The sequence below is a fragment of the Methanosarcina sp. UBA5 genome, from assembly GCF_002505485.1.
In the GTDB taxonomy this organism is placed as follows: domain Archaea; phylum Halobacteriota; class Methanosarcinia; order Methanosarcinales; family Methanosarcinaceae; genus Methanosarcina.
This window is the reverse complement of the sequence record NZ_DAVG01000137.1, coordinates 44,796-56,624: the sequence shown is the minus strand read 5'-3', so window position 1 is coordinate 56,624 and position 11,829 is coordinate 44,796. Positions and strand designations below refer to the sequence as shown.

Here is an 11,829-nt window from a genome sequence, read left to right as displayed (position 1 = left end):
TTCCAGAGTGAGCAGTGTATTTCCATTACTTGATTTCAGCAAAGTAACTGGCGGAAGATCCACTCTGGAATAAGTATCAACAAAGGTGCTTCCATCCGGTGCCATGCTTATTTGATGATCAGCATCTTCAGGAGTGAGAAGTTCCAGGTTGCTCCCGTTCAAATTAACCCTGTACAAGTGTTGATAGTATGGGTCTCTACCTGTCTCTCGACCTCCAGCCGTGAAGTATACCAGAGACCTGTTTTCATCCACATATAAGAGATTTCTTACAGTCCAGTTTCCCGTCGTAATGGAATTTTTCAGGCTTCCGTTATTGTCATAGAGGTAAAGATGCCCATAACCACTGCGCTCAGAAAACCATATGAAACCGCCATTGTCCAGTACCTTGAAATTCGGTTGTTGCCACTCAATATAGGTAGATGCGCTCTCGTTAAGGATTTCTTTTGCTTGACCGGTTGAAGGATCTATTCTCAGAAGGTGAAGCTTCTTTTCATCCCTCTCATCGTAAATTGAGTATAGAGTATCGCCTGCTTTGTTCCAATAATAAGAATATGTTAGTTCCTTTGTCTCAGGATAAGCACTATGTTTAACAGGAATGACCTTCCGCGAAACTACGTCCAGCACCATGGGCTCATACATTGGTATATATTCGTCTCCTGGCATAGGATACTTATATGTCCAAACCTTTGGCCTGGAACTATTCTCGGGCACATATTGCAGCAGCGAGATAGGAGTGACATTCCTTTGATCCATTTTGAATGTGGCTATTCTCCTTGAATCGGGAGACCATATTGTAGATTCAGGAAGATCAGGTTTTATCCCCAAGCGTTCATCAGTAACAGTATCGTTGAAGAAATCTGAATCCTCATAGCCATAGTCCTTAATGCCATCGCTAGTCAGAGAATAATTTTTGCCCGTTTCCATCTCCCTAATCCATATATTGTGATCCTTTACAAAAGCAGCAAGCTCTCCATCAGGTGAAAGCAACTCTCCCTTAGATTCCTCAGCCCAGGGCGAAGCATTACTGACACGGTAGCTCTGGAGGTCACATTGCCAGGATTTGGTGAATGCAGAAAAACGTATGCTGCTCATGCCAGGCAGGAATGTGATCTTATCAAAGGGAAGATCTGATGAGTTGACATCGGTTTTGGATGCGTTAGAGAGAGCCTTAGCAAGCAGCTCATGGTCGAAGGCTTCATCCTTAGTTAGATTTACAGTATCTACGAGCATGAACTTCTTGCCTTCACGGTCATTCTTTGTGTACCAGAAGGAATTAGTGCGATTTATCCAATTAGGGGTGATGCTGACATTGAACATCGATGCTGCTGCATTTTCAGGTAAGAATTTATCCGCATTTTCATAGCCAGTGAGGGTAGCTGAGAACCCAGTCGCATTATTATTAGTTCCAGCTTCTGCCAAAGGCGTCATTGCGGGAAACATTAGAAGGCATACCATAACCAGGGAAAAAAAGCAGATGCTTGTGAGACTCTGCCGTTTAGGTGGCTTAATGCTCAATAGCCATAATGCTCTTGGGATCAGCATATTGATACCTCGTACTCGATCACTCAAGAAAATACTCATTTTTCGTTAAATAGCGGCTTCAGATCTACCTCAGTCCATTCCTGCACCTCTGGTACTCTGACCCAAACCTTCAGCTCTTTGGGCACGGCGACTATTTGATAACTTGTGACGTTAGGAGCTCTAAATGCTCCACCTTTCTCCAGGGGAATGCTCATAGTCTCCATCATGACCTCGGGATTAAACTTTCCTTTATATTTCTCACCCAGGGCAAGCAGATTTGCACGCCTATGTGCTGTAAATGCAGGGTCCTGATCATCTAATGCAATAGGCGCTAATCCCCAGGAAGGATCGACGAAGTGATTTGTGGCTACCAGCAGGCCATCCTTATCGGGTGCCCTGCGCACGACATCAGAGGTTGCCCATTCGTAAGAATATGCCCCTGTTTCGTTAGCTACGTTCACTATGTACGCATTATCAGGATAGGATGTATGGAATTGTGCGTCAATCTGATCGAGATCAGTCGAACTCTCCAGGAATGAGAATAAAGAAACTGGAGAGAATACTCTATTATCACGCTGCATATTCTCGGAGATCTGGCCATTGTTAAGCTCCAGGAACATCCCTTCTTTATTCATGCCTGAGGTCACATAGATAACTCCTGTGTAAGTTATGCTTGCTACGGGAATACTTCCATCATCGGGGTTGTAGATAGCTACAGTTGCGTAATTAGCGAATTTTGGCCCCATATCGTAGTTTCGACCGAAGACAAGCGGGCCACCGGAGGTATAGTTGCCCCATGCAGCGACTCCTGAGCACTGCCCTTCCTGTAAGTTTACGTAGGTTTCTAAATCATTGACTATCAACTGCTTATCAAGCCCCAGACCTGAGGTCTCAGCCATTCCGTATATGATCTCCTTGTATCTTTGCGGATAAAACCTGAAGTTATATCTTGCATCCTGCAGCATGACATCATATGTAAACTCGGGATTTTTGTAGAAGTCGGCACTTATATTACCGTAAATTTCGTTCAGCTCCTTCTTTTGTAGCGCCCCATACTGTCTTCCCATTTCCCTATAGCTACCGTGAAGCTCGACTATGTTCAGAGATCCAGTTTTGTAGAGCTTGCCGCCCTCAAAGGTCATTATAGGAGTTTTGGTATTCAGGACTAAACTTTCATTGTCAGCGCTTGCTCCCATTACAGGCTGCCAAGCTATAGCCAGGAGTATGAATAGTAATAAAGAATGAACTATCTTCTTTGCAAAAAACGCGCTTTGGCTAAATTGACTCCCCCCCAGGATCAAAGTATGATTATAAATTATAAATAGATTAATTATAAAATTTGCTATTATAATACTTACATACAATATGCTCTGAGCTGATGTTATAGTCCAAGATAAACGCAAATGGGGAGATTTGTATGAGAGCGATAGAGCTTCTATATATTGCGCTAATGGTCGCCCTGATAGCACCATCTGCAGTTGCTGCTTCTAATAATATAACCTATGCCTCTAACGTAACCGATTTTAGTTCCCTGGATAAGACCATTCAAGAAGAACTTAACGTAACCAACACGCCAGGATGCGCCGTGGCTATAGTTAGCGGCGATAAGATCGTTTATGCAAAAGGTTTTGGCGTGGCCACAACGTGGAGACTGGACAGCCCGTAACACCAGAGACTCTGTTCATGATAGGCTCCACTACAAAGCCCTTCACTGCCTATACACTTCTATCTATGGCTGAAGAGGGGAAGGTGGATATCAACAAGTCCGTGGGCTGTTACATAAAAGATCTAAGCCCGATACTGTCCAATGTTACAGCCAGCCAGCTTCTCAGCCATACAGCTGGCTTGAAAGAAGACTCTGGAGATTATGAGAAAGATAAATGGGACGTTGAATCCGGTCTGGAGGAGTATATAAGGACATTGAACGACTCCAGTTTCTTCACCGATCCAGGAGAGATCTTCTCTTATTCAAACACAGGTTTTTCCCTGATTGGCTACTTGGCCCAGACCGTGGGAGGAAAGCCTTATCCTGATGCAGTGGATGAGAGAATCCTAAAGCCTGTGGGCATGAACAACTCTACATTCTACCTGGAAACTGCTGTGACCCATCCAATGTCTATGGGACACATTGGAAATGCATCGATAAATGTGACGGTCTATAGGCCTTTTGAGGAGGATGTTCCCGAGTGGCCTGCTGGATACCTCTTCTCCAATGTCAATTATATGGGTAGATTTGCTACGGCCCTGATGAATAATGGTACCTTGGATGGCAAGCAGGTTCTCTCATCTCGGGTGATAAATGAGATGTCCACGCCCCATACTCCATTGTATAGCTATTATCCTGATGGAAGCTATGGCTATGGTTTAATTTTGCATAACTACCGAGGTGTTGATGTAGTGGAGCATGGAGGAAACCTTGAAGGCTTTTCTTGCGTTTTCAAGATGGTGCCTGAGCACAAGTTCGCCCTGATTATCCTGGATAATGGCGCAGACAGAAATATGCCCAACTCCACTAAGAAGGCTTTTGAGCTTATGTTGCCTCTAAAATCGGAGGTTCAACCAAAGCCTATGGAAACAAACGAGTCTGAGATGATCAGGTACGTAGGTAACTACTCAATGGAACAGAATCAGAACCCTCAACCCGAGAACATCACCAGTGTCACAATAAAAGATAACAAGCTTATGATTAAGACTAAGGATCGTGAGGTTGCTTTAGAGAAGGTAGGTAAGGACCAATTCACTCAAACTATTCCTGAGAATCCCGAGCCAATGCATATCAGGTTCATGCCAAGCAAAGATGGGAGGATCAAATACTTGCATACTGGTTTCAGAGCCTTCCCGAAGATAGAATCTTAGGAACAAAGCTGCTAGAGGGCGTATCCCATTACGCACTCTAAACTTTTAAGGCCTATATTAAATCCTTTAAAAGCTCGCCTTATCTGTTATGTCTCAGATCTAATTGAGTATGTGTTATGATTAATCTCTTCACTTTGTATTTTTATGCAAGAGCACTAGTTCATAAGTATCTTTTTAATTTCGTGGCCCAATACCTTTGCGCTCCAGAATTTTTTGAAAAAGCTGGAATCAGCTAAAGAAGATAACATTTTTAAGAAAAATGTAAAAACTTGATTTAATAACTTCAGGTTTTAATTATTATCGGTTTCTTATTTATATTTCTACTGTACTATTATTCATTGAAAAATCATACTCATACATTGCTATTGATTCTCAATAACATAATAAAATATAATTGAAAAAACAAGGTAGGGGGTTTATACTTGGAAACTCAAACATCGAATAGAATTAAAAAAGCAATGGCTATTTTGCTCTTAGTCTTATTTTTAGTATCATTGACAGCCATTGCGGCAAGTGCACAAACTTCAAAAACTTGTAAGGGAAAACCTTCTTGTGGTAAAGGGATGTCAGCGGTCTGTAATAATGGAAAATGGGATTGTTTTCCCAAACTACCCAAATTAAAAACATGCACTGGACATAAGCCTAGTTGTTCTAGTGGAAAGCATGCGTTCTGTAACCCTAAGAATGGAAAATGGGAATGTCTGAAGTAGATATGAGCCAAATAAAATTACACTAATGCAGAAATGGGCTTATTAATATAAATTTCTACTACAGGTAGGATATATTTATTCGCTTGATATACCTTAGTTCATTGAATATAAATTTTCAAATTTTTAGTATAATTAATAAATGTGCTTAATATTTTGGATACTTTTGCAAAAAGCTAGAAAAGGCAGTGGCTATTTTGCTTTTAGTCTTGTTTTTAGTGTCATTGGCAGCCACAGCGACAAGTGCAATACCTTGTACGGGACCAAAACCTGTGTGTATTCATGGGAAAGCGGTTTGTGTAAATGGAATATGGGAATTAGGTTGTATTGGATATAAGCCTAGTTGTCCTATTGGGCAGCTTGCTGTCTATCTCATATTTATTTTCCCTGACTTTACTAGATATTTGTATGAATTATTCTTTACACGTAATTACTAACTTGATTTTGTACCTCATTGCTTAAGCCCTGGCATCTTAGATTAAGGCTCATCTAAGAAGCCATTTTACCTTCATCATTAACAGTTCCCAAGATAGGCTCTAGAATTAAAACATGATAGAAGTGAAATGCCATAACACCCATCCAAACTTTATGGCTTTGTTAAATTTTTTAAAATGTAGCTTAATCCATGATTTTTACATAAAAGATCTGGGTTTAAGGCTGTCAAATCTTATAGCCAACAGGAGCTCCAAGATTTGCAGAATCAGCCATCTAGTAGCCTATCGAGTTAACTAGGCCATTAGAGGCCAGGCAGTTAATAGGACGCTCAGGACTATTATCTAATTATTATGGAGCTGATCCCAAAACTCAAAATTGCTTCTTGAGATCTCGAATTTGCAATTACTGCTTGAGCTTCTAATCATGAAAACAGTTCAAAAAATCTACTATTTTAGGAATAAAGTTGGTTTTGGGATCAGCTTATGTATAAAGTAAAAATTGAAGACTGATTTAAAAAAGGAATTTATTTTCTTAGTTCGGCCATTTCCTTTCGCATTTTCCTTTTCATTATCTGTTCGGAGATCAAGCCGATAGCGTTGTAAACAGGATTAACCGGTACATCCACATAATATTTTGCTTTTGGATTGAGCCAGCCTTTTTCTTTCCAGTACGCATAGTCAGCAGGAGCAGTGTACCCAGGCTTACCAAAACTCACCTTTTGAAAATGAAATGCCAGTACATCTATGAGCTCAGGAGAATGACGTTTTTTCATAATGGAATTGTAAAATATAAGTGCAGCTTTCTCAAGTTTCCGGTCATTCTCCTGTTCGTTCCTCTTCGAGATTTGTCTTGCAGGAATTACAAGGCCAACACTATGAGATACCTCAAAACCCCATGTACCAACTATAAATTTGAGGTAATCAAGAACTCTCTTAAGACCCAGAGAGCCTGTGGTAGAGAGAAGAAGGGCCTTTTTATCGAAAAAACGAGGGCGATGACAAACATAAGCGAAATGGTCAATGAAAGTCTTCATGGACCCAGAAACATTCATAACATAGACCGGAGTAGCAAAAATGACACCATCGGCAGCGTGCATCTTTTGCTCAAGAACCGAAGATTCTTCTTTAAGGGGGCAGTGATCTTCTCCTTCCATAATACACATATAACAACCGCGGCACTGCGATAGATTTGCGTCTTTGAGCATAAGATACTCAAATTCAACATCACCTAGAGACTGCATGAATTTTTCGATTTTCTTCACAGCTTTGTATGTGTTGCCTTTCCGCGGGCTTCCCATTATAACCAAGATTTTCATGATTTAAACACTCTTGATGTTCGAACCAAACTAGTATAAATTCAACCTTTAACCTGAAGAATTCCTGCGAAAACAGACCCAGATTATTGCCTTTGACCTAGCTGAAAATATCACATGAAGTATAGTATTTAACTGGTCTGCTAACATATATCAAAATTACCTGCAACTGTTACGTTTTCGCGCCGGTTAGGAAACCACACTCGCTGAGGAATCTGGATCCAGACCAGAAAGAGAAACCAGAAAAGAACCGTCTCAAAGGGAATTGGAATCTAGAAGTTTGGGAAAAATCTCAATTATATAAATAATAAAATTAAGAATAATTATATAACCGTTAAAAAAGGAATTAAGATAAGGAAAAAAGGATGTATGAAAGGTTTAGTTTTTAGTTTCGTCCTGTTGAAACTCTTCTGCTTTTTAGTTTAAAGAATTAGATCAGGATTTTTCTGGGGGTGGAAAAATTACTTCTTTGATATCTGAAGATGCAGGATCTGAGGAACTTGAATCAATAGCTGTTGCAGTGCATTCCCTTATTGGGCTTCCAACTACTATCCGCAGCCTCAAGCGAAGGGGACTTCGCCTGGAGAATGGTAAAATCCTTGACAGAGAATATACAGGCCCTGTACTCGAAGAGGTGCTCAGGACAGGCGAGACCATACGCAGAGTGCCTAAGGAAGGCACATATCTGGGTAGGAACGTAGCCGTTTCCCCCATCCTCTCAGAGGACGGAAAGGTTATTGCGGCAATAGGGATTGTGGATTTACTTTCGGTCCTTGAGATGCAGGAGATAATTAGAACAGTGGTAAATAATAGTCATGCGGTAGTATTTCTCTGGAAAAACGAAGAAAAATGGCCTTCAGACTTTGTCTCTGAAAATGTGGTCCAGTTTGGGTACACAGTTGAGGACTTTATTTCAGGCAGGGTACTGTATGGAGATATCATTCATACCGATGACTTGAAGAGAGTTAAAGATTTACTTAAAGACCGCATCCGAAGGGGTGAAGTTGACTTCAATATAGAGTATAGAATCTTTACAAAAGCCGGAGACCTACACTGGGTAAACGAGAGAACGTTTATCCAGCGGAGTCCTGACGGAGAAGTGACTCACCTGCAAGGGCTTGTGCTGGACATAACTGAGAGGAAGAAGAGCGAAGAAGCCCTCAGAAAGTCTTTAGAAACTCAGAAGATGTTAAGAACCATAATCAATAACAGCCAGGCAGTGGCTTTTTTGTGGGAAAACAAAGAAAATCTACCAACGGAGTACGTCTCAGAAAATGTGACTCTATTGGGATATACGGTAGAAGATTTTACTTCAGGAAAAGTCCCTTATAAAAGCATAATTCACAGGGATGATATAGGCTCAGTTATTGAAACCCTCAAACGCAACATTGCAGAGAGACAGGATTCTTTCGACATTGAATACAGAATTTTCACAGGGGACGGAAAAATGTTCTGGGTAGAAGAGAAAACCTTTATCCAGAGAGACAAGGACGGAAAAGCAACCCATCTTCAGGGCCTTGTAGTTGATATTACCGAAAGAAAAGGAGCCCAGAAAATGCTTGAAATCCAGAGAGAACTCGGAAAAGAACTGAGTACTACCTGGAATCTCCAGACAATACTCTCCCATGTTCTTGATTCCTGCCTTCAAATAAACGAACTCGATACAGGGTGTATATATCTCAAGGATGAACTCTTGGACCAGATAAACCTGGTAGCATATAGGGGAATCTCCCCTGAGTTTAGGGAAAAAGTTTCCAGATATAAGGCAGATTCTCTGGAGGCAAGGCAAATCTTGATTGGAAAGCCCATATACTCACTGGAATTCTACTCCCATACAACGGTTGACGCAGTAAAGAGAGAAGGAATAAAAGCTGTTGCTATAATCCCTCTTAAGTACAGAGGGGAGATTGTAGGCAGCCTGAACTTTGCCTCCCATACTGTGGATAAGATTCCCTGGAGTATCCGAAACTTCCTTGAAAGTATCGCTCTCCAGGTGGTAAACTATATCGCTCCAGTCTGCATTCAAGCAGAACTATCATAAGCTTCGAAATTCTCCTCTGTCCTCATAAAGAGACTGCTATAGGAAATTGTCTGATGCCGAAAAAATTGCTGCCAAGGCAAGCAAACAACAACAGCCCAAACCACAACAACCCTATGATATTCTGCATTGATCTAGGGCAAAGAGCAAAATTACTGTACGAATCGAGAAACTGCTTGACTCACCGTGAAAGTGAAAAACTGAGAGTAGAACAAAACTGAGGATATAAAAGAAAGTAAAAGAAAGCCTGAGAAATGAACTGTTCGTAAATTTAACGTTGAACAAAAGTTGATGAACAAAAGTTGAATCAAAAAAGTTGATGAACAAAAGTTGAATCAAAATCAGTCAGGTGGTTCACAAGGTTTGTTCTATGTTAATGAAGTTCATTACTGGATCAGTTTTGAAGCTGTCCGGCATTTTCCTCCATTTCACAGTACTCCCTTATGAACCAATTTATATTATGTATTTAATATTATAAAATATTAACGATTAAATTGCATTTTATTTAACCAGTTATTATATTAATCAATTGAGCACCTTTGTTTACCTAAAATGGGGTCTTATTATTCCGATATTTTTACAAGGTATCCTGTAGGAAGAGACTTTATTATTTGGCTCCCTTTGAAGACAAAGCGCTCAAAAACCCTTTTAATCAATTTAAGAGTTTAAGAGTTCTACATAACAATTAAAAGCACCATTTTATTGTCCTTTCCTTTATCTTGATCCTGTCCAGATATTCTTCCAGATTTCCTTTACTTTCGGTCTTTTCCCGTACATGAGCAGATAAGTCCTGAAAAGCCGGCTCGAAAGTAGGATCACAACATGAACTGAAATCAACAGAATAAAGATACTGGCAAGAATCTGAGAAATAGGCACGGTTGTTGCTCCCATCCTGGTAAGCATGGCTACAGGCGAGGTAAGAGGAAAGAGGGAAAGAAAGACTGAAAATGGGCTGCCTGGGTTTGTAAGGATAAGCTGCATAAATATTAGGGGTAATGCGGCTGCAAAAGTGAAAATTCCTGCAACCTGCTGACTTTCCTGAAGGGAGCCAGTAACTGCTCCTATTCCTGCCATTATACTGGCAAAAAAGAGGAAGCCAAGCACGAAATAAATAAAAGCGAAAAGGAGAGTGTCAGGCTCGATTTGTATAGGAAGAGCATAGCCACTTCCGAAAACTACTGCTGCAAGCCAGATTCCGATTTGCAGAAGGCCGACTGCACCAAGCCCGAGGATCTTGCCTGTAAGGATTTCGGAAGGAGTTACGGAAGACAGTAGGATCTCTATTATCCTGTTTTCCTTTTCTTCGGCAACGCCGCGAAGCAGGAAGCCGGACGACGAAAAAATACTGAAGAGAAGGAGAAAAGCTGTAAGAAGAGGAAGACCAAAGCTGGCAAAAATATCAGCAATACCCCGCTCAGAAGACTCTCCGCTCTCTCCTACATTATAAAACTTTATATTAACCGGATCTCGGACTCTATTGAGAGTCGGCTCATCCACTTTGTCCTTAAGGAGGGAAGTAATAACAATATCAGAGAGTTTGGAAGACAATTCAAAATTTGACACAGATGCTTTTTCAAGACTATACAGTTCTATTGTTCCGGTGTTAAGAAAGTCTTCATGAATAACGAGATAGGAAGAAATCTGGCCTGCCTGTAAGGCCTGCTTTGCATCGGAAATTTCCCTGTACATTACAAACTCTGTAACTGAGGTTTTTGCTCCTGAGGATCCTAGAGACAGACCTTCGCTCTGGATTGATTCTGGAAATCCAAAGGAGCCGGTCATATCAATATAACCTACTTTCTGGTCTTCAGCAGGGTTCATGCCTGAAAGCACTGCCGGAAGGATACTGATTCCTGCAAACAGGACTGGGAAAAAGAAGGTCATAAAAAGAAATTCTTTACGCTTTATTGTTTTCAGGAACTCATGTCTTGCAATAATAAAAGTTTTCCCGGGAAAACTATTCATTTGAGGCACTCTCCAGGGTTTCGATAAAGATTTCATTCAGAGAGGGAAGCGTTTTTTCAAAACGCAGGAGATTTGCTTTCCGGACAAGCTCCTCAAGGAGAATCTGGACGCTTACTCCTTCCTCAGGGAAAATTTCAACCGATTTTCCATGTTCTGTTACTTTCTTTATGCCAGAAATTTCCCGAATTGCGTTCAAATCTCCTTTTTCTGCAAATTCTACAATCAGAGAGTTATTTCCACGTTCCTTCCTAATATCATCCACAGGGCCGTAAAGTACTCTCCTGCCGTTATTAAGCATAAGGATCCTGTCACAAAGTGTCTGGGCCTGCTCCATCATGTGTGTGGAAAGGACTATTGTTTTTCCTGCTGCCCTGAGCCCCAGGATTCTGTCCATAACGGTCTTTGTATTTAAAGGATCAAGTCCGGAAAAGGGTTCGTCAAGGATTACGAGTTCAGGTTCATGGATAATTGCAGAAAGAAACTGGATCTTCTGCTGCATTCCTTTGGAAAGCTCTTCAACTTTTTTATATTTGTATTGATCCAATTCCAGGGATTGGAGAAGGGATTCGGCGTTTAAATGAGCCTGTTTTTCTGGTATGCCTTTAAGCTGTGCAAGATAAACCAGCATATCCAGAAGTCTTGTTTTCTTATACAATCCTCGTTCTTCGGGAAGGTATCCTATCCTGTTTTTTGCAGCAGGGCCCAGGAAATCCCCAAAAACACGTATTTCCCCGTAGTCCGGTCTGATAATATCAAGAAGAAGCCTGATAAGCGTTGTCTTTCCTGCCCCGTTTGGCCCTAGAAGCCCGAAGATCTCGCCATGCTTCACTGAAAACGAGATATCCTCAAGAACATTCCTTTCTGAGAAAGACTTTGATACACTCTCAAATTCCAAAGTATGCATCCAAATTAAATACGTTCCAATATAGATAACTTATTCGATATTTAATAGAAACTTCAAATAAATTAAAAGTAGATTCAGCGTTTAATAAAGT

Annotated in this window: 8 protein-coding genes; 3 read left to right on the top strand and 5 right to left on the bottom strand. The window is 40.8% G+C overall.

Annotated elements, in window-relative coordinates; all coding sequences use genetic code 11:
• Window positions 1–1,569 (bottom strand): DPP IV N-terminal domain-containing protein (locus BP621_RS17015; RefSeq protein ID WP_292391936.1); only part of this gene is annotated, 1,569 nt, incomplete at its 3' end.
• 8 nt (window positions 1,570–1,577) lie between these two features.
• Window positions 1,578–2,885, bottom strand: coding sequence for a C45 family autoproteolytic acyltransferase/hydolase (locus BP621_RS17010; RefSeq protein ID WP_292391934.1), 1,308 nt, complete (start codon window positions 2,883–2,885; stop codon window positions 1,578–1,580).
• A 53-nt stretch (window positions 2,886–2,938) separates the two neighbouring features.
• Between BP621_RS17010 and BP621_RS17005 the strand changes: the two genes are divergently transcribed.
• Together BP621_RS17005 and BP621_RS17000 are read left to right on the top strand one after the other, a co-directional pair.
• Window positions 2,939–3,187, top strand: coding sequence for a hypothetical protein (locus tag BP621_RS17005; RefSeq protein ID WP_292391933.1), 249 nt, complete (start codon window positions 2,939–2,941; stop codon window positions 3,185–3,187).
• A complete protein-coding gene (locus BP621_RS17000; protein WP_292391931.1) occupies window positions 3,166–4,377 on the top strand; it encodes a serine hydrolase domain-containing protein in 1,212 nt (403 codons plus the stop codon). The genes BP621_RS17005 and BP621_RS17000 overlap by 22 nt, the downstream gene beginning before the upstream one ends.
• 1,665 nt (window positions 4,378–6,042) lie before the next feature.
• Here BP621_RS17000 and BP621_RS16995 read toward each other — a convergent pair.
• A complete protein-coding gene (locus BP621_RS16995; protein WP_292391930.1) occupies window positions 6,043–6,834 on the bottom strand; it encodes a flavodoxin family protein in 792 nt (263 codons plus the stop codon).
• 466 nt (window positions 6,835–7,300) lie between these two features.
• Between BP621_RS16995 and BP621_RS16990 the strand changes: the two genes are divergently transcribed.
• Entirely contained in the window at window positions 7,301–8,872 is a 1,572-nt protein-coding gene (locus tag BP621_RS16990; RefSeq protein ID WP_292391929.1) for a PAS domain-containing protein, read from the top strand.
• Window positions 8,873–9,583: 711 nt separating this feature from the next.
• On the opposite strand, the gene BP621_RS16985 is transcribed toward BP621_RS16990, so the two are convergent.
• Both BP621_RS16985 and BP621_RS16980 read right to left on the bottom strand, forming a co-directional pair.
• A complete protein-coding gene (locus BP621_RS16985) occupies window positions 9,584–10,834 on the bottom strand; it encodes an ABC transporter permease (RefSeq protein ID WP_292391927.1) in 1,251 nt (416 codons plus the stop codon).
• Window positions 10,827–11,738: an ABC transporter ATP-binding protein gene (locus BP621_RS16980; protein ID WP_292391926.1), complete on the bottom strand. Its 912-nt coding sequence runs from the start codon at window positions 11,736–11,738 to the stop codon at window positions 10,827–10,829. Before BP621_RS16980 ends, BP621_RS16985 begins: the two co-directional genes overlap by 8 nt.
• Window positions 11,739–11,829: the final 91 nt, after the last annotated feature.

What these genes read in the sequence shown, in the direction of transcription:
- BP621_RS17005 (WP_292391933.1), top strand. Translation starts at nt 2,939, where the DNA reads ATGAGAGCGATAGAGCTTCTATATATTGCGCTAATGGTCGCCCTGATA.
- BP621_RS16995 (WP_292391930.1), bottom strand. Translation starts at nt 6,834, where the DNA reads ATGAAAATCTTGGTTATAATGGGAAGCCCGCGGAAAGGCAACACATAC.
- BP621_RS16985 (WP_292391927.1), bottom strand. Translation starts at nt 10,834, where the DNA reads ATGAATAGTTTTCCCGGGAAAACTTTTATTATTGCAAGACATGAGTTC.
- BP621_RS16980 (WP_292391926.1), bottom strand. Translation starts at nt 11,738, where the DNA reads ATGCATACTTTGGAATTTGAGAGTGTATCAAAGTCTTTCTCAGAAAGG.